This is a genomic window from Caballeronia sp. dw_19 (assembly GCF_018449515.1).
Classification (GTDB): domain Bacteria; phylum Pseudomonadota; class Gammaproteobacteria; order Burkholderiales; family Burkholderiaceae; genus Caballeronia.
On sequence record NZ_JAAVUQ010000034.1, the window covers coordinates 55275 to 77747 of the forward strand.

The window sequence follows — 22473 nt, forward strand, 5'->3', positions numbered from 1 at the left end:
TTGTTTGCTCGCACGGCGATTGTTGTGGTTCACGGGACCGGACAGAGGTGCGAGATGGGTCACCGCGCCCCTGAGGCGTTCAACCGCATATCTCAGAATGATACTCATAGTCCGTGGACTTATGTTCATCATGAGATAAAGATTACAACTCATCTTCGCAGAAACTACATATCTTGAGTATTGATAATCAGCTAATCAAAGAATTCGGCGCGCAGATTCGATACCTGCGTACGGCCGCCGGGTTGTCCCAAGAAGAGTTCGCAGACACTTGCGGACTCGATCGCACTTATATCGGCGGTATAGAAAGGGGAGAACGGAATCCCAGTTTGAAAAATATTCTCCGAATCGCAGATGCACTTAATGTTCCAGTACGATCTCTTTTTGAATGCGAGTTAAAAAAATAATATGACATTGGATCACACGTTAAACAAACATGACATGCTTAGTAGGTTTCACGAGAAACTCAGCGCGGGGGTTCAATCGATTAATTTGCAGGAATGGACTCCGCAAAAAAAAGCGCAAGCAGTGAACGCGTTGGCTAGCGAAGTAAAGAATGCGATTTCGTGGCGAATCGCCGCTTTGCCGGCAGTCTTTCGTGCCGAGGCGGCTATTACCTTGCAATATTGCTTTTCGGTTGCGAGCCTCGAATATCGGCACAAGGTTTGGGCTTACGAATACATGGCGTTCTCTCGTAGAGTAGGTGAGCTATGGGAAGGTTTCTGCTCCGCCGCATGGGATCATCCCAATACTTCGGAAGTCAGACGTATTGCTCATCCCGATTTCAACCTCGTACGGAACGTGTTGAGAAATAGACTTCAGGAAAACATCGGGGAACACGGACGGCGAGATGAACTGCTGCTTGACGTGGATCTGTTGTTTGAAATCATCGGTGACATTAATATGAATGAAGATGAAGTGTTCACTGTTTCAGATATACCTCATGTTATCGATTTCAAGAGTGGCTTTGGTTCCAACGAAAAAGGAAACATGTTACGGCTGCAAACGGTCGGTCGAGCATACCGCGTATGGAATCAGAATACTAGGCTGATGCTTCTGGTTAGGCAAGTCGAAAACAATGCCTATTTGGGAGTGCTTCAACGTCTCGGGCTTTGGTCTGTATTTACTGGTCACGCCGCATATGAACAAATCAGTAACATTACGGGTACTGATATGAACCTCATGCGGCGCAACGTGGTTAATTGGCGTGAAGATTTATCTCAGGAATTTCTTCATCATCTTGCGAACCAGCCGAAAGATTTGAGACCATATCTTGACTGGTGACAGCTTCGATAACGCTTTGAACGAATGCATCACAAGCCAACGGCGAAAGCGACTTTTCGCCGTTGGTCTCGGCAAGCAAAATGTTCGCGGCTTCAATATCCGCTTGTCGAAAGTTGGGAACCGGCATGCGCTTTAAATAATTGGCCGAATTGTTAGCCGCACCATTGACGATTCGCTTCATTTCTTGCGAGGCGAATGAGGAATTTAAGTATAGCAGCAGAGGTGCGATCAATCTTTCGTCTGCAGGAAATACTCCTACGACGCCTTGATCAAAGATTGCGTTGTCCATTATGGCTGCAGAAATCCGCCCGGATGCAACCATTGGGACCGACAATCCTTTCCTGAAATAAAATTGGAAGTTTTGTAGTCTTGCTTTTTTATCCGTCTTATAAAAATCAATGGCTTCACTGCTCCAATCTATTGCTGATGAAGGATGCTCGAACATTTGTCGGTGACCTCCTCGTATTAGAGGAACATAAGTCTGAAATCCCTGTAAACCACCGATACGCTCTGTTTGAGACAGTCCATCTGAGCGCACGTTTTCGTGCCAGTTGATCGGATGGCCATTAATTCGACGCTTTATTCTTGACGGGTCGTAACCAATAAATCTGAAATTATCCCCAGTATAAATCCCAGTTTTACACTGCGCCAACGTTCCGAGATCGGTCCAGCAATCCGACGTGAAGTGTTGCGAAGCCCGCGAAGCTGTATTCCATCCTGTCTCGACATTAGCATATAAGCGTAAGGCGTCTATCTCTGTATGAGGCCCCGGCGTAATATCCGCAAGATTCTGAGAGTCGTCAAACATGTCAACCCATTGGATCTTCGCGTTTCGAGAAAGTGCCCGGTGCGATCCTGCAATCACGCAAAGGTTGCCATATCCGAAGTTCACGGTTTCGAATCGTTTCGACGGAAATCGAATGATATGAGTTGGCGCAGCTTTCTCCACTATAAATCTGCGAAGAGGAGTGTGATTTTTACTGGATAAAAACGTGTCCGGAAGTAGAAACACATAACGCCCCTGTTCTCTTAACCTATTCACTGACAATTTAAAAAATAATCCATAGGACTCGCGCACGTAGAAGTCAGGATAGGCTTGCTTTAAGCGCTGTCTATAGTCGAGAGAAAAATAGAGCCCATATGGAGGATTTGAGATTAACGAATCATATGTAGATTTTGCGACCACGTGCTTATCTGACAGTAAATCCTCAAGAAATATATCTATGAAATCGCAATGATGCGTAGTAATGCTGAGATGCGAGAATTTTTGATTAACGATGGCAAGTGCGGTCGAATCAACGTCGCATGCATGAACGGACTTAGGCTTCCCGAGCAAACCATCCAAAAACGCGCCATGGCCGACACTTGGTTCGAGGACGTTCAGCCCTTCAACCGACCCGAGTAGCCGACACATCAACAATTTTAGGTCCGGTGCATCTGTGAAGTGCTGTTTGAGAAGGGTTTTTGCGAGTGTTTTTGGCATTGTTGATTCCGTTTGATGCTTATAAGTATCGTACGGGATCAAGTGACGTTTTGGCAAGTAAATTCAAGGCAGGTTGTCCCGTCGGCGGCAACGAAAAAGCCCGCCGAAGCGGGCTTTCTTTACAACTTGGTGGCGAATCAGGGATTCGAACCCCGGACCTGCGGATTATGATTCCGTCGCTCTAACCGGCTGAGCTAATTCGCCAAGAGATCGAGATTATGAAGAGGGTTGCGAAACCTGTCAACCCCTTCCACGCTCATTCCTAGAGACAAGATAGCCCAAAAAGCGACCACCCCACAACCGCTCCCCAAACCGCCCCAAAATCAATCCGAGTCATAAACCGCTGTTCCCCTCGTCTCCTTAACAAACAGCATCCCGATCACGAACGCGGCCAACGCGATCACAATCGGATACCACAGCCCCGAGAAAATATTCCCCTTCGCGGCCACGATAGCGAACGCCGTCGCCGGTAAGAACCCGCCGAACCAGCCATTGCCGATGTGATAAGGCAGCGACATCGACGTATACCGGATCCGCGCCGGGAACATCTCAACCAGCATCGCGGCGATAGGCCCATAAACCATCGTCACGTAGATCATCATGATGGTCAGGACGACAATCGCCATCGGCCAGTTGATCAACGCCGGGTCAGCCTTCGCCGGATAACCTGCCGACTTCAGCGTGCCCGCCAGCGTCTTGTCGAACGCCGCGCCCTGGGCCTTCGCATCGGCGGCCTTGCCATCAAACGTATCCACCACGGTGTCGCCCACCTTGATCTGCGCGATCGTCCCGGCCGGCGCGGCCACGTTCTCGTAGTTCAAACCGGCCTTCGACAACGCACCCTTGGCAATATCGCAGGAGGTCGTGAACTTCGATGTCCCCACCGGGTTGAACTGGAACGAACACTCATCCGGGTTGGCTATCACGCTGATCGGCGCCTTGGCCGTCGCGGCTTCGAGCGTCGGATTCGTGTAATGAGCCAGCGCGTGAAAGAGCGGAAAGTACGTCAGCGCGGCAAGCAGGCAGCCGGCCATGATGATCGGCTTGCGCCCGATCTTGTCCGACAGCGACCCAAAGAACAGGAAGAACGGCGTGCCGATCAACAACGCCACCGCCACCATGATGTTGGCGCTGGTGCCATCAACCTTGAGCGTCTGCGTCAGGAAAAACAGCGTGTAGAACTGGCCCGTGTACCAAACCACGGCCTGTCCCATCGTCAGCCCGAACAGCGCGAGCAGCACGATCTTCAGGTTCTTCCACTGGGTGAACGCTTCGGTCAGCGGCGCTTTCGACGTCTTGCCTTCTGCCTTGATGCGCTCGAACACCGGCGATTCGTGCAGTTTCAACCGAATCCACACGGACACAGCGAGCAGCAGGATCGACACCAGGAACGGTACACGCCAGCCCCACGCACCAAACGTTTCCTCACCGACGGAACTCCGTACAAGCAAGATCACGATCAGCGAGATGAAAAGCCCAAGCGTCGCCGTGGTCTGGATCCACGCCGTCCACGCGCCGCGCTTGTTGGCAGGCGCATGTTCAGCCACGTACGTCGCAGCCCCACCATATTCCCCGCCGAGCGCGAGCCCTTGCAGCAGTCGCATCGCGATGAAGAGCACAGGCGCGGCAATCCCGATCGTGCCGTATCCGGGCAGCAGCCCGACCACGAACGTCGACAGACCCATGATCACAATGGTCACGAGGAAGGTGTACTTGCGCCCGACCATATCGCCGAGACGCCCGAACACTATTGCGCCGAACGGCCGCACGGCAAAACCCGCCGCAAAGCCGAGCAAGGTGAAGATGAAACCGGCCGTCGGATTGACGCCGGAGAAGAACGTCCTGCTTATATAGATAGCAAGCGAGCCCGCCAGATAAAAGTCATACCACTCGAACACCGTGCCTAGCGATGACGCGAAAATCACGCGCCGTTCTTCGCTCGTCATCGGTGCGTGGGAAATGCGCCCCTCGACCGTTGCCATGAAGTCGTCTCCTGTATTGATCTTTGAATGGCATCCGCGGATAGCAGCGCCGTGCAACGATTATTGGAGGGAAAACTTACGGCGTTCTGACGCGGAGCGGGTGGGCGTTAAGACGCTTCGTTATCTTGTTATTGATCTAACGTCTTCAAATATGCGTTCTTCTACATCAATAAATTAGATAACATCGGTCTAAATTTGGTCGTGTAAAAATACCGAGAGAGCTGTGATCAGGGTTTGTCCCGGGCAGGATAAACCCGCTTTAAGCCCACTCGGACAAGCGTTCCGGCTTGTCGCGGAGCTTCGCTGTACACGTGATCGTGAATATCGAGCGTGCCGCCGTGCATCGTCGCGATCTCCCGGACGATGGCAAGACCGAGTCCGCTGCCATCGCCTTCACGGCCAAGAATGCGATAGAACCTCTCAACCACACGCGTGCGTTCCGCTTCAGGAATGCCCAACCCCGTGTCCTCCACTTCGAGAAAGACGTGCCGCGTATCGGACTCGTCGGTGCGCACGCGGACCGTGATTCGCCCTCCGGGCGGGGTATAGCGAATGGCGTTATCGATAAGATTCGACAGCATTTCGCGCAACATCACCGCATTGCCTTCAACCTCGACCGGATGCGGCGGCTCCTCATAACCAATGTCCATCCGTTTGGCCAACGCCGCCTGCACCCAGTCGCGCACAGCGAGCCGCGCGAGATCGGTCAACTCCACGCGCGAGAAAATCTGCCCCGACATCCGGTTCTCCGCCCGAGCCAGCGCGAGCAGTTGCGTTACAAGCCGCGCCGCGTGCTCGGAACTCGTCGCTATCTGTTCAAGCGAACGCTGCACTTCCGCCGATACATCCTGCCGCAACGCCAGCTCTGCCTGCGTCCTCAAGCCCGCGAGCGGCGTTTTCATCTGATGCGCGGCGTCGGCTATGAAGCGCTTTTGCAACTGCATGTTCTGCTCGAGCCGGTTGAGCAGATCGTTGAACGATGCGACCAGCGGCGCGATTTCCGGCGGCGCGCGGCTGGCTTCGAGCGGCGAAAGATCGTCGGGACGGCGAGCGCGGATATTCGCTTGCAGCGCATGCAGCGGCGCGAGCCCGCGCGACAATCCGAACCAGACCAGCACGATAGCCAGCGGCAAAATCACGAACTGCGGCAGGATCACGCCCTTGATGATGTCGTTGGCCAACTGGCTGCGTTTATCGAGCGTCTCGGCCACCTGGACCAGCACCGGATGAGCGAGCGTCGGCGCCTCCACCGTCGTATAAGCGACGCGAATGTCGTTGCCGCGCAGCACGTCGTCACGAAATTCCACGATGCCGGGCTGTGGCCGGTCATCGTCGTGAGGCAAGGGCATATCGGCGTCGCCGCCCACCAGTTCACCGCGCGTCCCCAGGACCTGGAAAAACACGCTGTCCACGTTATCCGCGCGCAGGAAGTCCCGTGTGGCGTTCGGCAGCCGCAATTCCGCGACACCGTTCACCGGCGCGATTTGCCGCGCGAGCACGTAGGCATCCGTCTCAAGCGCGCGGTCGAACGGCCCGTTGGCAATCGATTTGGCAACGAGATACGTGACCGCAATACTCATGGGCCACAAGAGCAGCAGTGGCGCGAGCATCCAGTCCAGAATTTCGCCGAATAGCGAACGCGGCGCGGGCTCGCCGTCGGGCTCGAGTTCGTCGGGCGGCGCGAACGGGTTCGCGTAACGCGCGTCGCGAGAAGCGTCGGGGTCGGCTTCGGGCAAATCGGGCGAAAGGGGTGACAGCTCGCGCAACGCCGGAGCGGCGCGCTCGGGGGATGCTGGCGAGCCCATGGCGTGTTTACTCGTGGTTACTTGCTACTTGTACTGTGGGCTGGGCGAGGCAGGCTCGTCGGTATTTGCCGGGGTAGAAGGTACAGAAGCGGCCACCGCGGCAACGGCTTTTTCAAGGCTATAGCCTAACCCGCGAACGGTTATGATCCGCGCGCCGCCGGGCTCGATTTTTTTTCTTAGCCGATGGACATAGACTTCGATCGCGTTGTTGCTGACTTCCTCGCCCCACTCGCAAAGGTGGTTGACGAGTTGTTCCTTCGAGACCAGCCGGCCAACCCGTTGCAACAGGACCTCAAGCACGCCGAGTTCGCGTGCCGATAACTCGATCACCTGGTCGTTGATAGACGCAATGCGCCCGACCTGATCGAACGCGAGCGCGCCATGCTTGACGACGGTGGGGCCACCGCCCGCGCCCCGTCGGGTAAGGGCGCGCACGCGGGCTTCGAGTTCGTTCAGCGCGAACGGTTTGGCCATGTAGTCGTCGGCGCCGAGGTCGAGGCCCTTGACGCGTTCGTCGACGCTGTCGGCGGCCGTCAGGATGAGCACGGGCATCTGGGAATTGCGTGCTCTGAGGCGTCTCAGGACCTCCAGGCCGGACATCATCGGCAGGCCCAGATCGAGGATCAAAAGGTCGAAAGTCTGGAGCGAAAGCGCGGTGTCGGCTTCCACGCCGTGCCGCACATGATCCACGGCATAGCCCGATTGGCGGAGTGATCGAATGAGACCGTCCGCGAGTATGCTGTCGTCTTCGGCAATGAGGATTCGCATCGTAGTGTGCGCAAAAAGCATTGCCGGCACCGCAATTCGCCCGGCGCGGCGGTCTCCAGGTGTAGTGGTGTCCCGCATGGGCCGAACGTGGCGCTGAAACTACGCGCTCCGATCGGACTTGCAAAAACACCTGTTTTTTTATACAGTGTCTGCAGCAGTGCGCCCAGCAGGGGAAAAACTCCCAAGGGCATGCGCCAGACGCCGTTCATCATAGCAAAGGACGATTCATGGAAGATAGCAAGAAAGGCCCGGGCGGGATGTCTGCGGAGAAGAGCAAGGCGCTGGCCGTCGCGCTCGCGCAGATCGAGAAGCAATTCGGCAAGGGGTCGATCATGCGGCTCGGCGCTGGCGAAGCCATTGAAGACATTCAAGTGGTGTCGACCGGTTCGCTCGGACTGGATATTGCATTGGGCGTCGGCGGCTTGCCGCGTGGACGCGTGGTGGAAATCTACGGTCCGGAATCGTCGGGCAAGACCACGCTGGCGCTGCAAGTGATTGCGGAGATGCAGAAGGTCGGCGGCACGGCAGCGTTTATTGACGCGGAACACGCGCTCGACATCGGTTACGCGCAAAAGCTTGGCGTGAGTCCGTCGGACCTGCTGATCTCGCAGCCGGACACGGGCGAGCAGGCGCTGGAAATCTGCGATGCACTCGTGCGCTCGGGTTCCATCGACATGATCGTGATCGACTCGGTCGCGGCACTGGTGCCGAAGGCTGAAATCGAAGGCGAAATGGGCGATTCGCTGCCTGGTTTGCAAGCACGTTTGATGTCGCAGGCGCTGCGCAAGCTGACCGGCACGATCAAGCGTACGAACTGCCTGGTGATTTTCATCAACCAGATCCGCATGAAGATTGGTGTGATGTTCGGTAATCCGGAAACCACCACGGGTGGTAACGCGCTGAAGTTCTACGCGTCGGTGCGCCTGGATATTCGCCGTATCGGTTCGATCAAGAAGAATGACGAAGTGATCGGCAACGAAACCCGCGTGAAGGTGGTGAAGAACAAGGTTGCGCCGCCGTTCCGCGAAGCCATCTTCGACATCCTCTACGGCGAAGGTATTTCGCGTCAGGGCGAAATCATCGACTTGGGCGTGCAAGCCAAGCTCGTCGATAAAGCGGGTGCCTGGTACAGCTATAACGGCGAACGGATTGGCCAGGGTAAGGACAACGCACGCGAATTCCTGCGTGAGAATCCTGAAATGGCGCGTGAAATCGAAAATCGAATTCGCGAGTCGCTGGGCGTCAATGCAATGGCCGACGCAATCGCTCCGGGTGTTGCCGAAGTGGCGGATGAAGAAGAATGAGTTTTAGGCGGTAAAAGATGATGCGCAGCAAGAGCCGGTTCGGATCGAAGACCGGTCGCGATTCAAATCGTGACGCGGAGCAGGGCGTAAAGGAAGATCCGGACGGCTCGAAGTCCATAAGCGACGAAGACGAAAGTCTCAGCGCCGAGGAAGGAGTCGACCGCTACGAACGAAGCAGCGATCGATACCGCGCAGCAGCAGGCGAACGCGTCGGTGTGGAGGGATCTGCTCCGGCGCGTCGTTCGTTTGGAAACAGCTTCTCGAAGGGCGGTGGAGTTTCCGGCGAGAAGAGCGGAAGCGGTGGGTTTAATAAGGGTGGCGGGTTTTCCAGCGGCAAGAGTGCTGGGAGTAGCAGTAGCGGTAACAGTAGCTTCGCCAGGAAAAGCAGCTTTGGACGGTCGGGTGGCTCAAGCTTGTCGTCTGGCAGCAGCAAGGCTGAGGCGATCGCCGCGAGTCTGCAGGAAGCGGGTGAAACCACACAGCAGGACAGCGAGCCGATATTCGAACGGTCGAGTGATCGTGCGTATCCGAAGCGTGGATCGTTCGGCGGTGGGGGGGCGGCGCGGTCATCTTTGAAGAGTGCGTCGGCAGAGGCCCCGGCTGAATACGAGCGATCGAGTGATCGCAACAAATTTGGACGTGGCGGGTTGTCGGGGCGCAAAGCGGCTAGTCCGGCCTCGCGTGGAAAATCTTCACCTAAGCCCGCTGATGGCGACGATGTTTTCGAACGATCCACCGATCGACAAACCAGTCGTCGCAATTCGCCGAAGCCGGCAAAACTCGCTGATGAGAACAGCGCCAAAATCGCCGATATTGCGGTTGCGCCGCAAGTCGACCAGCAACAATTTGAACCCGCGCAGCCTGATTCGGCAACTGGATTGGACGCGGTCGATGCCGAGGAACGCTTAAAGCGCGCTCGGGCGGTCCTGGAGCAGACACAGTCAGTTGTTCAATCACAGGCCGCTCCGGCAAAAGCTGCCCGGAAATCGCAATCGAAACCCCCGGTTATTTCTCCGGGCGTCGAGCGAGAAACAGGCATCGACGTAGCCGATCCATTCGAGTCCTTCGAACAGTGCGTGCCATCTGCAGCGGATGCAGTTAGCGAAAGCCAAAACGCCGAACCGGTTTATTCGCGCGGCTCTACCGGACGCGGAAAGTCATCGGCAACGGGCGATTCCAAGCGAAAGGGGCCGCAATTATCGTTACGCGGTCGTGCGCTGGGTTATTTATCGCGCCGTGAACATAGCCGCACTGAATTGTCGCGCAAGCTGACGCCGCATCTCGGCGAAGGCGATTCTCTCGATACCTTGCTCGACGCGCTTGAACAAGAAGGGTGGTTGTCGAATGAGCGATTTGTGGAGAGCGTTGTTCATCGGCGGGGCACTCGTCTTGGCACAAGCCGGATCGTTCATGAACTGAAGCGCAACGGTATCGACGAAACGTTGATTCAGGACGCTGGCGCCGAGTTGAAGAAAACCGAACTCACTCGTGCTCGCGAGGTCTGGAGCAAGAAATTCGGCGAACCGCCGACGACGCCGGCCGAACGTGCGAAACAAGCGCGCTTTCTCGCCACGCGGGGATTCAACGGCGGGACGATCGTGAAAGTGCTGAAAGCTGGCGACGACGAATTTATCGATATCGACGAATAGGCGCCGGCGGAAATTTTGGCGCTACGACCCCAACCCCGGCGCTGAGCGAAATCCCCCACCGCGCGCGGCCCTATCGAAACAAACGCGAAACAAACCGCCGCACAAGTCTCCGCATTGCCCCTCAAGCTCCCCCGCGGCAACTCGGTCCGGCTGAAAATGCCCAGTATGGTAAAATTTTGGCGTTTTCCCATTCCGGCCTTCCTCTGCACATGCCGCTTTCTCCGCCCGTTTCCCGACAGTTGCGCCATCGCCGCGCGATTCGATTGGAAGCGTTTGAGCGTGAAGATGGCTTGTGGGATATCGAAGCCTGTCTAACCGATGAAAAGCCGCGCGACGTCAAACTCGCGTCGGGCGTCCGGCCTCAAGGCCTGCCGATCCATGAACTCTGGCTGCGCATCACTATCGACCGCACGTTCACCATCGTCGACGCCGAAGCGGCTTCCGAGTGGTCTCCGTATGCCGGGCTGTGCGCAGCATCGAACCCCGCTTACCGCGCGCTCATCGGCCTCAATCTTGTGCAAAATTTCCGTCGGGAATCCAGCCGTTTGCTGGCCGGAACGACCGGTTGCACGCACATCACTGAACTTTGCGCCGTGTTGCCCACAGCCGCCATCCAGGCATTCGCCGGCGAAGTGTGGAATACCGAAAAAGGCGGCGCGCCCGGCAAAGCATCGGATAGTTCAGCAAGCACAGCGGCAAACAAAGCAGCAGAAACCGACAAACCCCCATTCCAGCTTGGCCGTTGCAACGCGTTGCGTTTCGACGGTGAAGCCGTTCGGCAATATTATCCGCGCTGGTTCGGCCACGCGCCCCGTGGCGCGGCAGACCGGATAGTGGATCAGGACAACTCCCAAAAGGCCGGAAGCGAAGTGGAGCCGGCTCAGCGAAATTAATCGGAATTAGTCGACACTATTCGAATTTAGCAAGAGCAGGTTCCCAGAACTGGCCGACCAGGAAACATCAGCATGACTCCGGACGGGGATACTTTTGACGTCGGAAGCAACGCTCAACGTAATTCAGGTAATTCAGGTAATCGAAGTAATTCAAGCATTCCAAGCAACCCCTTAATCCACGTAATCGAAGTTCAATCCAACTCTCAGACTGAAGGAATCACGCATGAAGATTCACGAGTACCAGGGAAAGGAAATCCTGCGGAAGTTCGGCGTCGCGGTCCCGCGCGGCAAGCCCGTGTTCTCGGTGGACGATGCGGTCAAGGCCGCTGAAGAGCTGGGCGGCCCGGTATGGGTCGTCAAGGCTCAGATTCACGCTGGCGGTCGCGGTAAGGGCGGCGGCGTGAAGGTTGCAAAGACCCTGGAACAGGTTCGCGAATATTCGAACCAGATCCTTGGCATGCAGCTCGTCACGCACCAGACCGGCCCTGAAGGCCAAAAGGTGAACCGCCTGCTGATCGAAGAAGGCGCGGACATCAAGAAGGAACTGTACATCGGCCTCGTGCTCGACCGTATCACGCAAAAAGTCGTGGTGATGGCATCGAGCGAAGGCGGCATGGACATTGAAGAAGTCGCGGAAAAGACGCCGGAACTGCTGCACAAGTTCGCCGTCGAGCCGTCGACGGGTCTGCTCGACAAAGACGCCGACGACCTCTCGCGCAAGATCGGCATTCCGGAAGGCTCGATCCCGCAAGCTCGCACGATCCTGCAAGGCCTGTACAAGGCATTCTGGGAAACGGACGCATCGCTGGCGGAAATCAACCCGCTGATCGTCACTGGCGACGGCAAGGTCATCGCACTGGACGCCAAGTTCAACTTCGACGCCAACGCGCTGTTCCGTCACCCGGACATCGTCGCGTACCGCGATATCGACGAAGAAGATCCGGCTGAAGTGGAAGCGTCGAAGTTCGACCTGGCCTACATCTCGCTCGATGGCAACATCGGCTGCCTGGTGAACGGCGCCGGTCTGGCAATGGCGACCATGGACACGATCAAGCTGTTCGGCGGCGAGCCGGCCAACTTCCTCGACGTGGGCGGCGGCGCTACGACCGAGAAGGTCACGGAAGCCTTCAAGATCATGTTGAAGAACCCGAATCTCAAGGCAATCCTCGTGAACATCTTCGGCGGCATCATGCGCTGCGATGTGATCGCGGAAGGCGTGATCGAAGCGTCGAAGGCCGTGTCGCTGAAGGTGCCTCTGGTCGTGCGCATGAAGGGCACGAACGAAGATCTCGGCAAGAAGATGCTGGCGGATTCAGGCTTGCCGATCATCGCGGCCGACAGCATGGAAGAAGCTGCGCAGAAGGTCGTCGCAGCAGCCGAGGGCAAGTAATCCGGGTTGTTGGTTGTTAAACCAGACACCGGATTACGAGCGTTCCACCAGATACGAAAGGCGGCGCCTTCCCGCCCGCCGCGCCTTGAAACAAGGTGCGCAGGCGAAAGGCGACGTCGACGAACAGAGGTCACACTATGTCGATTCTGATCAACAAAGACACCAAGGTCATTACCCAGGGTATTACCGGCAAGACCGGTCAGTTCCACACCCGCGCTTGCCGCGAGTATGCGAATGGCCGTGAAGCGTACGTGGCGGGCGTGAACCCGAAGCGCGCCGGCGAAGATTTCGAAGGCATCCCCATCTACGCAAGCGTCGCGGAAGCGAAGGCTGAAACGGGTGCAACCGTTTCGGTGATCTACGTGCCGCCGGCTGGCGCCGCTGCTGCAATCTGGGAAGCGGTCGAAGCTGACCTGGATCTCGCCATCTGCATCACGGAAGGCATTCCCGTGCGCGACATGCTCGAGATCAAGGACCGTATGCGTCGCGAAAATCGCAAGACGCTGCTGCTCGGACCGAATTGCCCGGGCACGATCACGCCGGACGAACTGAAGATCGGCATCATGCCGGGTCATATCCACCGTAAGGGCCGTATCGGCGTGGTGTCGCGTTCGGGCACGCTCACGTACGAAGCAGTCGGTCAGTTGACGGCTATTGGCCTTGGCCAGTCGTCGGCAGTGGGTATTGGCGGCGATCCGATCAACGGTCTGAAGCACATCGACGTCATGAAGATGTTCAACGACGATCCCGACACGGACGCCGTGATCATGATCGGCGAGATCGGTGGCCCGGACGAAGCGAACGCCGCTTACTGGATCAAGGACAACATGAAGAAGCCGGTGGTTGGCTTTATCGCGGGCGTCACGGCTCCGGCCGGCAAGCGCATGGGTCACGCGGGCGCGCTGATTTCGGGCGGCGCGGACACGGCCGATGCCAAGCTGGAAATTATGGAAGCATGCGGTATCACCGTCACGAAGAACCCGTCGGAAATGGCGCGTCTGTTGAAGGCGATGCTGTAACGGTTAAGGAACGGCCGATCGACAGAAAACGCAGGGCTGCGGTATGCTTGCGTAAGCCTTTCGTAAAACGTCGGTTCTAAAAGCGGGGGAGCCAAGGCTTCCCCGCTTTTTTATTGCGCGTACTTTCTGTCGCTGTCGTTCATCGGTTCCTTCATGCTCGAATTCTTCGCCACGCTCCATTGGGGCGCTGTTCTACAGATTATCGTTATCGATATCCTCCTTGGCGGCGACAACGCCGTCGTCATTGCGCTCGCCTGCAGGAATCTGCCGCCGCAGCAACGCACGCGCGGCGTGCTGCTGGGTACGCTCGGGGCGATCGTGCTGCGGGTCGCGCTGATCTCATTTGCCGTGCTGCTGCTCGATATCCCGTTCCTCAAGTTCGCTGGCGGCCTGATGTTGCTGTGGATCGGCGTGAAGTTGATGATGCCGGATCACAGCGACCCGAATATCAAGCCGACCGACCAGCTTTGGGCCGCCATCAAGACAATCATCGTGGCCGATGCCGTGATGAGTCTCGACAACGTGATTGCCGTGGCAGGTGCGGCCGAAGCTGCCGATCCGCAGCATCGGTTGGCGCTGGTTATCTTCGGCTTGCTGGTGAGCATCCCGCTGATCGTGTGGGGCAGTACGCTGGTGCTGAAGCTGCTCGACAAATTCCCGATCGTCATTGCGCTCGGCGCGGGTTTGCTCGGGTGGATCGCAGGCGGATTGATGATCGACGATCCGTTCTTCGATCGCTGGCCGGCGTTGAACGTGCTGGGCGCTGAGTACACGGCGCACGTGGCGGGGGCCGTGCTGGTGCTGGCCTTCGGCTGGTATTTTCGGCGGCGCGTGCTCGCGGCGGAATCGAAAGCCGCGCATTGATTTTCGGGTTCGACCGTTGGCCGTCTGGCTGACTGTTGAGACCGGCTAGCGCTCAATAAGATCTAAGCGTCTGGATTGCATCACGCAACCAGGCGCTTCGTCTTTTTGGGAGTTCAGCGATGGCAGCAGCAATAACAGCAGCGGTGTGCAGGGTAGATGAAGCGGGTAGTGACGCGAGTAGTAGCAAAGCGTGGTTTCGAAGGCTGATTACGCGCGGCAAGATAAAGCGTTTCGGGATGGGCTTCACGCTGATCGAGTTGATGATCGTGCTCGCGATTGTCGGCGTGGTCGCGGCGTACGCCATTCCGGCTTATCAGGATTATCTGGCGCGCAGCCGGGTGGGCGAGGGCTTGTCGCTGGCATCATCGGCACGGTTGGCGGTGGCGGAAAATGCCGCGAGCGGCTCTGACCTGGGCGGGGGATATTCGTCGCCGCCGGGGACCCGGAACGTCGAGTCGATTCACGTCGACGATACCAATGGGCAAGTCACCATCGCGTTTTCCACGCGTGTGGCACCGGCAGGATCGAATACGCTCGTGCTTGTGCCGTCAACCCCGGACAACGCCGAAACGCCGACGGCACGTACCGTTCTGACGAAGGGTTCGGTTCAGGCCGGATCGATCACGTGGGAATGTTTCGCCGCCACGAAAACGGCGTCCTCCTTGCCGGCGCCGGGCGCGGGACCGTCACCCTCGGAAGCACCAACATTACCGCCTAATCTCGCACCGCCGGAATGCCGGACGTAGCGAGTCGAAAGGCACTGAGCGAAGCTGAAAGGCTGTCCGCATGAAACCGTAATCGCGGTGCATCGTCGCCATGACGCGTGTGAGCGAGCACGCGGATTGCGGACAGCCTCGATGTTTCGCCTAAACCACCACGGAATTTTCAGGAATGGCGGTGATTTCGGCGCATTTCATGCCAGGTACCGCACAGCAAGGGTAATTTTTTGTATAGTGCGCCGGTTGCCGACGTTCCCGACCCCACATGCCTTCAAACATCGCGCGCTATCTTTCTCTTGCTGTCCTCTGTCTGGCACTGACGATCCCGTTCTCGGTCGTCAACCACACCTATCCCATTCCGACCTTCTATGCCGAGTTCAGCGCGCTTGCGCTGTTCCTGATGCTTGGCGGGGGAATGGCGTTGACCGTGCGTTTGTCCGAACCACGTGTGCCGTTCGCGACGCCGGTCATCGCGTTGATGCCGCTTGTGCTCGGTTTGCTGCTCGTGGCGCAGACGGTGGTTTTGCCGGTGTCGCAGCCGTCGATGAACTGGCTTGGCGGCGGCTATTTGCTGGCATCGTTTATCGCGGTGCATACGGGTTATGGCTTCGTGCGCGCAGGTCTGGGCGAGAAGGCGTTGCGCTGGGGCGCGGCGGCGTTGATCGTCGGTGGCCTGTTCGCCGTGTTCTGTCAGGTCGTGCAGTTGTTCCATATGGAGGCGAAGTTTTCGCCGTTCGTGGTGGCCTACAACGTTGCGATTGAACGGCGGCCGTTCGGCAACATGGCGCAGGCGAATCACCTTGCCACGTACATTGCGTTCGCGACGGCGGGTGCGCTGTATTTGGTGCAAACCCGACGCCTGCCGGTGATCATATGGCTCATCCTCTCCGCAATATTTTCAGCAGGCCTCGCGTTGACCGTGTCGCGGGGACCGTGGTTGCAGATGGGCGTGATCGTGCTCGCGGGATTCTGGATGGCCTTCATTCAGGGCCGTTCGACCGTGGCAGACGATCCGGATGGTCCTGACAGCCGCGCCGCTCGCAGCAAAACGCGAGCGTGGCTGATTCCGATCGTGCTGCTCGTGTTGTTCTTCGCGGTGAACGCAGCCATTCGCTGGGCGAACTTGCGTTTTCAGCTCGAACTTGGCCAATCGGCGGCGGAGCGGATGCAGGACGCGAACCAGATCGCGCCGCGGCTTGCGCTCTGGAAGTACGGCTGGACCATGTTCCTGACGCATCCGTTGCTGGGTGTTGGCTGGGGGGAGTTCCCGCTGCATCAGTTCGAGTTCGTGCGTGAGCTTGGCGGGGTGGAGATCGCGAACAATTCGCACGATATCTTTATCGACGTGCTGGCGAAAACCGGTCTGCTCGGCATGGCGATCGTGTTGTTCAGCGTGGTGTGCTGGCTTGTGCGAGTGCTGCGTGCACCGCATACGCCTGCGCGGATCTTCGCGCTGTCGCTGCTGGGCGTGCTGATGATGCATGCGCTGGTCGAGTATCCGCAGCAGTACATGTTCTATCTGATGCCCGCGATGCTGATTTTTGGCTTGCTGGAGACGCGGCCGTTGCGGTGGGTCTCGCGGTCGTTTTCCTATGGGGTGTATGTTGTGCTGGTGGTGCTGGGGCTCGCTTCGCTGTATCCCATCTTGCGCGATTACAACCGCTCGGAAGTGCTCTATTACGGTTCGCAGCCGGCTGAGCAGTATCGTGCGGATCCGTCGTTTTTGTTTGGCGCCTGGGGTGAGTATGGCGCCGCGACGTTGCTGCCGATGAACAGCCAGGACCTCGCCACCAAGCTCGTGATGCATCGTCAGGCGCTGGCGTTGTTGCCGGGGGAAACTGTGTTGAGGCGCTATGCGGTGTTACAGGCGCTGGCCGGACAGTCGCAGGACGCGCTCGATACCATCGCCCGGTTGAAGATATTCTCCACTGAGCTGCACGACTGGCCGCAACAACTGTCGGATGTTTATCAGTTACTTGACGATCAAGGTAAGCCGCTGGCCGGGTTCAAGGCCGAGCTGATGAAGAAGTATGGCGTGCCTACGCCGTCGACTACTGACGATGATAGTGATGACGACGATGATTGAGACAGCGGTTTGATCGCGGGCCTCGCTGCGGCCGAGAGTCTTGAAGTCGAAGAGATCGATTGCGGCTAAAAACAAAGGCAGTTCCGACGTGAAAGTTGGAACTGCCTTTTTCTCAGCTAAGCATTGTCGGTTTCCAATGCGGGTTATCAGGCAGCGATAGCGATTGACCAAGGATCTGTGCACGCGACCATATTCAGGCGCCCGTGATCAACTCCCCGCCACCCAATCCCCCGATTTCCCGCCGTGCTTCTCCAGCACCTTCACATCAGTGATCGTCATCCCACGATCCACCGCTTTGCACATGTCATAAACCGTCAGCAATCCCACCTGAACGGCGGTCAGCGCTTCCATCTCCACGCCTGTGCGCCCGACCGTTTCAACACGTACTTCGCAAAATACGCCGGGCAGGTTTTCATCGATGGAAAAATCCACCGCCACCCGCGTCAATGCCAGCGGATGGCACAACGGAATCAGATCGGAGGTGCGTTTCGCGCCCTGAATCGCTGCGATTCGCGCGACGCCGAGTACATCGCCTTTTTTAGCCTTGCCGTCGCGGATCAACGCAAGCGTGGCCGGCAGCATGACGATCGAGCCGCGCGCGATGGCTACGCGGCGCGTCTCGCTTTTGTCGCCGACATCGACCATGTGCGCTTCGCCAGAAGCATCGAAATGTGTAAGTCCGGACATAACCTCTCCTTGCAACGGGCGCTCATCATAACAGCGGCGCACGGGTGATTCAGGCGCGCACACGCCCCTACGATAAGCCTTTCAAGGTATTTTCGCTTTCGCTTTACAAGGCCGCCGCTTTCGCCGCCGGGCTGGTGACAAAGCCAAACTTGCCCGGCACATCGGCTCGATCGATACGCCCCAACGTCAGGTCGAGGCCAGCCGCGAAATGGAATACGCCGCCGTTATCATCGAGATCGGCGTGTGTGGAAAACAGATCGAGATCGTGATCGTGCAACGCAGCGACGCGCGGAGTACGGAGAGCATCCGACGCATCGGCGCCATCTGAAAACAGCACGCCGCCTTCATCGTCGAGCCAAACCGCCGTCGGCTCAAACCGCCCACCCGCGTGATCGGTCAGCCGCAGCGCGCCGGCCGTCGCGCCATCCAGCGCGTCGTCAATTTCACTCAGCCGCACGATCCACGGCGTGTAGCCCAATTCCACATACACGCGCTGCGGGCCGTTTTGAAAGAACCACTGACCGTCGGCATCGGCGGCGTAATTGCGGTTGATGAAGCCCAGCAACGCGTCGTGCCGGATGATATCGCCGGGAAGACCGGCCGCCTGCGTGGCGTCGTCGCGCATGCGCCACTGGCCGCGGCGATCAAGCAGCAGCCAGCCGGTGCAATGCGGGACGTTGGGCCATTTGGCCAGCGCCTGTTTGACAATCTCATCCATGCTCGGAATCCGTTTGGTGTGCCACGTGATGAACCTGATCCACGGGACGCACATAGGTTTGCAAATAGCCGAACACCCGCTGCGACAACCAGTCGATCCGCCCCGGAAACGGCCCGGTCATAAACCCGACGTGCCCACCATGCGCGGGTTGATCGAGCGTCACGGCCGCGGAAACTTCTGTCGCCGACGGCAACACCCGCCCAGGCAGGAACGGATCGTTGCGGGCGTTCAGAAGCAGCGTTGGAATCGCGATGCGCGGCAAATAGGGCCGCGTGGTGGCACGGGTCCAATAATCGTCGGTATCGCGGAAACCGTGGACCGGCGCGGTCACGGCGTTATCGAAGGCGTGCATGGTGCGGGCCGCGAGCATGGCGTCGCGGTCGAACAGGCCCGGATACTGGTCGAGTTTCGCCAGTGCCTTGCGCTTGAGCGTCTTGAGAAAGCTGCGCGTGTAGACCATGCCGAAACCCTGCGATATCGCGTGACCGCCGGCGTGGACGTCAAGCGGTGCGGAGATCGCGGCGGCGGCATCGAGAATGGCGGCCGCATCCTGTTCCTGCTCGCACAACCATCGCAGCAAAACGTTGCCGCCCAGCGATACCCCCGCCGCGATCACCGGCCCGGCATGTTGCGCCTTTAACCGACGCAGGACCCAGTCGACTTCGGCGCTATCGGCGAGATGGTAGAAGCGCGGCAGGAGATTCATCGAGCCGCCGCAACTGCGGAAATGCGGCACGACGCCGAACCAGCCGCGCGCCTTCGCTTCGGCCATCAGCACGCGTGCATAGTGCGAGTCCGAGCTGCCTTCAAGTCCGTGGAACAAGACAAAAAGCGGTGCGGCCGGGTCGGGAGGGGGATTCGTCCCTCGCGCCGCTGCCGTGTCGCGGCCAGCACCATCGTGCAAGGGCGCGGTTTCATCGAACGATGTGGCGACTGCGTTTCGAAGCTCGCGCGGTGCAACAGGAGGCGAGGCGTTCGCGGTGGCAGCACTGGAATGAGCGTGTTTGCTACCTTCACCATCGACGTCATAAGCCAGCCAGTCGAGATCGATGAAATCGCCGTCCGGGGTTGTCCATCGTTCCCGCCGGTATTTCACCGCCGGCCGCTGTGCGAACAACGCCGGCACGATAGTTTGCGCGTGCGCGGTGGGCAGCCATCGTGGCGCTCGATACAGCCATTCGGCCAATGGCTCAAGCGTTGTTTGGCTCACTGCGTCGAGAGCGGCCGAAGCGGTCCGCTCAAGCGCAGACGAGGCATCCAGCGCCGGAGCGTTAGGAAGGAGATGAGCGTGATCGCGTTTCATGGCGCGTCTTCAAACAGGATGCAGGATGCGAACGGATGGCGACGGTCTGCCGATCAGTCTGGCCAGGCAATCGTCGAACCGCGGACGCCGGCTACCCTGCCCAGCGTACCCGCAAAACCGATGTCAATGCAGCGGACCTTGTCCATGTCGCATTTTTGCAGCAATTTGTCCTGCGGCTTCGTCTGGCATCGCACTAGCGTGGACATGTGCAATGCGCCATTCGCCACGTTCGTGGACCATCACATAGGTGCTGAACACCATGGTGGGTGAGCTGCCCGGTTCGGCGGGCTGATGCGCTTCGGCGATGGCGTAGACCACGGTGCCGAGACTGTCGTATACGCGGATATCGAGCGGCTCGACCGTGACTGGCCGGTTCCCCAGTTGCGTCGAAAGGCCCGCGCGAATGCTGTCCAGGCCGCTCAGATGCGAGCCGTCCGCACAAATGAAGGTGGCGAATTCCTCGTCGATCCAGAGCGCCATGATGCTGTCGATATTGCTCTCCGCGACAGCCTGGTAATAGGCGTTGAGGGTATCGGCGGCGGCTTCGAATAGGCGGGCAAAACGTGGCATGGCTAGTGGGTCTCTAACGGTCGATGCATGGCGCCGGATGTTCTCGGACAGTGAGCGCCACGGTTCGGTCAAGTTTCAAAAGCATGCCCCGGCTTAGGGACATTGGCATGTCAGGAACCACGGACACCGCAAACGTTCCACCGATTGGGAATCGGCAGGACGCGGTCACGGCGCCGGTGATCATGACGTGGCAGACGGCTGCCCTGACGAAGTCATGAAGCAGTCTTTGAAGCTGAAGCGGCGGCCCAGGCTTGCTCGATCAGCATGAGCCATGGCGCCGAAGCCGCTTCAGCCCAACCCGTTTTAATGACGCTGCATCATCAACATGCCGCGTAGATCGCCGAAAACCTGCTCGGCGCCGAGTTCACGCAAACAGTTCAAATGACCCAGCGGACACTCGCGGGCAAAGCACGGACTGCATTCGAGGTGCAGCCATTGTACCTTTGCGAGATCGGAGAGTGGCGGTGTGTGGCGCGGGTCGGTCGAGCCGAACACGGCCACCAGCGGGCGGCGCAGCGCGGCGGCCACGTGCATCAGGCCGGAATCGTTGGTGACCACGGCGCTGGCTCGTGAGATCAGTGCGCAGGCTTCGCCGAGCGACGTTTGCCCGCACAGGTTACGCACGTTCGGCGCACGATCGGCAATGGCCTGTGCGATGGGCGAATCTTTGGGCGACCCGAGCGCGACAATCCGCGCATACGGAAACGACTGGGCGATGAACTGCGCGAGCGCCGCGAAATGCTCCGGCGGCCAGCGTTTTGCCGGACCGTATTCCGCACCCGGACAAAACACGACGAGCGGCGCGCGGGTATCGAGATTAAAGCGGGTGGAAACGCGCGCCGCTTCGTTCAGGTCGGCATCGAGTCGTGGTACCGGCATGGGAACCGTGGCGTTTTCCTGCAGCCACGGCAACTTCGCGCCCGGCGCATAGGCGAGGGCGGCGTACTGGCCCACCATGGGCGGACGTTGACCCTTGGCCGGATTCGCGTGCCGCACGTTCAGCAGGCCATAACGGCTTTCGCCCGTATAGCCGACCCGCAGATTGACGCCCGCCATCCACGGAATCAGCGCCGACTTGAACGAGTTCGGCAACACGTACGCGGCGTCGTAACCCACGTCGCGCAGATCGCTCGCGAGTTGCCAGCGACGCAGCATTTGCAGCTTGCCGTGGGCGAGATCGGTGGCGTAGACGTCGTGGATCTCGGGCATGCGTTCCAGCACGGGCGCGACCCAGGTGGGCGCAACAGCATCGATGACAATGCGCGGATGCAACTTCTTCAGCAGCGAAAACAGCGGCTGCGCCATCAATGCGTCACCAATCCAGTTCGGTGCGATAACCAACGCGCGACGCATCTATGTAAGTTCCAGTCTCAAAAATAACGCAGCTCACACCATGTGGGCGGGCGCGTTGTGGCAATGGGGTGAGGGCGCCCGGCATCCAGCGTGTCCGGCGTAGGGGCGCGGTGTTGTGCGTTCTTTCAAAACATGGAGTGCGGCCGGAGCGTTGTGTTCAACGGGATCGGCAGCAGCATGGCTGATTGCGGCACAGCATTGCTAGTGGCCGCGGAGACCAGGCGGGCGGCGCGGTTCAAACCGCACGCCGCTTGGTCTTCGCGAAGACGAAGATTCAATGACCCTTGATCGTTTCGCCGTCTTTCAGCTTGTAGCGCGTGCCGCAATACGGGCAACGTGCTTCGCCGTGGGAAATATCGAGGAAAACACGCGGATGCGTGCTCCAGCGTGGCATGTTGGGGTTCGGGCAAAACGCCGGCACATCTTTCGCCGACAACTGGACCAGCGGCATTTCCTTCAGTTCGCTCATGAGGAATCTCGTTCGTTCTAGTCTGGGGACGCGGTGAATCGGGCCTTTCGAGTCCGGAATTCAAACCCGGAAACCCTGAAAACCCGCCTCACCGCCGCACGTCATGTGTCGGATTGCGCGTTAAGTTACT

At 58.5% G+C, this 22473-nt stretch carries 19 protein-coding genes, 1 tRNA gene and 1 pseudogene; 10 read left to right on the top strand and 11 right to left on the bottom strand.

Features of this window, described 5'->3' with window-relative positions; genetic code table 11:
• Nucleotides 1-173 precede the first annotated feature (173 nt).
• Complete coding sequence (locus tag HB376_RS31695) at nucleotides 174-404, top strand: helix-turn-helix transcriptional regulator (RefSeq protein WP_218627440.1); 231 nt, start codon at nucleotides 174-176, stop codon at nucleotides 402-404.
• 1 nt (nucleotide 405) lies between these two features.
• Nucleotides 406-1281, top strand: a complete 876-nt coding sequence (locus HB376_RS31700; protein ID WP_213767621.1) for a hypothetical protein — start codon at nucleotides 406-408, stop codon at nucleotides 1279-1281.
• Here the strand turns inward: HB376_RS31700 and HB376_RS31705 are convergent.
• The 5 genes from HB376_RS31705 to HB376_RS31725 all read right to left on the bottom strand — a co-directional run bounded on the left by HB376_RS31705 (nucleotide 1196) and on the right by HB376_RS31725 (nucleotide 7319).
• Complete coding sequence (locus HB376_RS31705; RefSeq protein ID WP_213767622.1) at nucleotides 1196-2764, bottom strand: N-6 DNA methylase; 1569 nt, start codon at nucleotides 2762-2764, stop codon at nucleotides 1196-1198. The genes HB376_RS31700 and HB376_RS31705 overlap by 86 nt on opposite strands.
• 127 nt (nucleotides 2765-2891) lie before the next feature.
• A tRNA-Met gene (locus HB376_RS31710) sits at nucleotides 2892-2968 on the bottom strand.
• Between the two features lie 119 nt (nucleotides 2969-3087).
• Nucleotides 3088-4746 carry an MFS transporter gene (locus HB376_RS31715; protein ID WP_213767623.1) on the bottom strand — a complete coding sequence of 553 codons (1659 nt, stop codon included), beginning with the start codon at nucleotides 4744-4746 and terminating at the stop codon, nucleotides 3088-3090.
• A gap of 227 nt (nucleotides 4747-4973) precedes the next feature.
• Nucleotides 4974-6551 (bottom strand): sensor histidine kinase, encoded by a 1578-nt coding sequence (locus HB376_RS31720; protein ID WP_213767624.1) that lies wholly within the window; start codon nucleotides 6549-6551, stop codon nucleotides 4974-4976.
• Between the two features lie 24 nt (nucleotides 6552-6575).
• Nucleotides 6576-7319 carry a response regulator transcription factor gene (locus HB376_RS31725; RefSeq protein WP_213767625.1) on the bottom strand — a complete coding sequence of 248 codons (744 nt, stop codon included), beginning with the start codon at nucleotides 7317-7319 and terminating at the stop codon, nucleotides 6576-6578.
• A gap of 227 nt (nucleotides 7320-7546) precedes the next feature.
• Between HB376_RS31725 and recA the strand changes: the two genes are divergently transcribed.
• The 8 genes and pseudogenes from recA (at nucleotide 7547) to HB376_RS31765 (ending at nucleotide 17243) form a co-directional block, all read left to right on the top strand.
• Nucleotides 7547-8623, top strand: a complete 1077-nt coding sequence (recA, locus tag HB376_RS31730) for a recombinase RecA (RefSeq protein WP_213767626.1) — start codon at nucleotides 7547-7549, stop codon at nucleotides 8621-8623.
• 1175 nt (nucleotides 8624-9798) lie between these two features.
• Nucleotides 9799-10272: pseudogene (gene recX / locus HB376_RS41820) on the top strand (recombination regulator RecX); the annotation flags it as partial.
• 209 nt (nucleotides 10273-10481) lie between these two features.
• The gene (locus HB376_RS31740) at nucleotides 10482-11165 is read left to right on the top strand and encodes a DUF2889 domain-containing protein (protein ID WP_213767627.1); all 684 of its coding nucleotides are present in this window, start codon (nucleotides 10482-10484) and stop codon (nucleotides 11163-11165) included.
• 208 nt (nucleotides 11166-11373) lie between these two features.
• The gene (gene sucC / locus HB376_RS31745) at nucleotides 11374-12555 is read left to right on the top strand and encodes an ADP-forming succinate--CoA ligase subunit beta (protein WP_346730616.1); all 1182 of its coding nucleotides are present in this window, start codon (nucleotides 11374-11376) and stop codon (nucleotides 12553-12555) included.
• Nucleotides 12556-12692: 137 nt separating this feature from the next.
• Nucleotides 12693-13574 carry a succinate--CoA ligase subunit alpha gene (sucD, locus tag HB376_RS31750; protein ID WP_031359567.1) on the top strand — a complete coding sequence of 294 codons (882 nt, stop codon included), beginning with the start codon at nucleotides 12693-12695 and terminating at the stop codon, nucleotides 13572-13574.
• 153 nt (nucleotides 13575-13727) lie between these two features.
• Nucleotides 13728-14438, top strand: a complete 711-nt coding sequence (locus HB376_RS31755; protein WP_213767629.1) for a TerC family protein — start codon at nucleotides 13728-13730, stop codon at nucleotides 14436-14438.
• A gap of 119 nt (nucleotides 14439-14557) precedes the next feature.
• Entirely contained in the window at nucleotides 14558-15184 is a 627-nt protein-coding gene (locus tag HB376_RS31760; RefSeq protein ID WP_276572821.1) for a pilin, read from the top strand.
• Between the two features lie 238 nt (nucleotides 15185-15422).
• Nucleotides 15423-17243, top strand: coding sequence for a Wzy polymerase domain-containing protein (locus HB376_RS31765; protein ID WP_213767630.1), 1821 nt, complete (start codon nucleotides 15423-15425; stop codon nucleotides 17241-17243).
• 207 nt (nucleotides 17244-17450) lie between these two features.
• Here HB376_RS31765 and moaC read toward each other — a convergent pair whose 3' ends face one another.
• From moaC to HB376_RS31800, 6 genes are all read right to left on the bottom strand, one after another.
• Nucleotides 17451-17930, bottom strand: coding sequence for a cyclic pyranopterin monophosphate synthase MoaC (moaC, locus tag HB376_RS31770; RefSeq protein WP_213767631.1), 480 nt, complete (start codon nucleotides 17928-17930; stop codon nucleotides 17451-17453).
• Between the two features lie 103 nt (nucleotides 17931-18033).
• Nucleotides 18034-18648: a DUF2946 family protein gene (locus tag HB376_RS31775; RefSeq protein ID WP_213767632.1), complete on the bottom strand. Its 615-nt coding sequence runs from the start codon at nucleotides 18646-18648 to the stop codon at nucleotides 18034-18036.
• A complete protein-coding gene (locus HB376_RS31780) occupies nucleotides 18641-19951 on the bottom strand; it encodes an alpha/beta fold hydrolase (protein WP_255631665.1) in 1311 nt (436 codons plus the stop codon). Before HB376_RS31780 ends, HB376_RS31775 begins: the two co-directional genes overlap by 8 nt.
• Nucleotides 19952-20074: 123 nt before the next feature.
• Nucleotides 20075-20521 (bottom strand): nuclear transport factor 2 family protein, encoded by a 447-nt coding sequence (locus HB376_RS31790; protein WP_213767633.1) that lies wholly within the window; start codon nucleotides 20519-20521, stop codon nucleotides 20075-20077.
• A gap of 303 nt (nucleotides 20522-20824) precedes the next feature.
• Nucleotides 20825-21874, bottom strand: a complete 1050-nt coding sequence (gene waaF, locus HB376_RS31795) for a lipopolysaccharide heptosyltransferase II (RefSeq protein ID WP_213767634.1) — start codon at nucleotides 21872-21874, stop codon at nucleotides 20825-20827.
• Nucleotides 21875-22148: 274 nt separating this feature from the next.
• A complete protein-coding gene (locus HB376_RS31800) occupies nucleotides 22149-22343 on the bottom strand; it encodes a zinc-finger domain-containing protein (protein WP_047895834.1) in 195 nt (64 codons plus the stop codon).
• Nucleotides 22344-22473 lie beyond the last annotated feature (130 nt).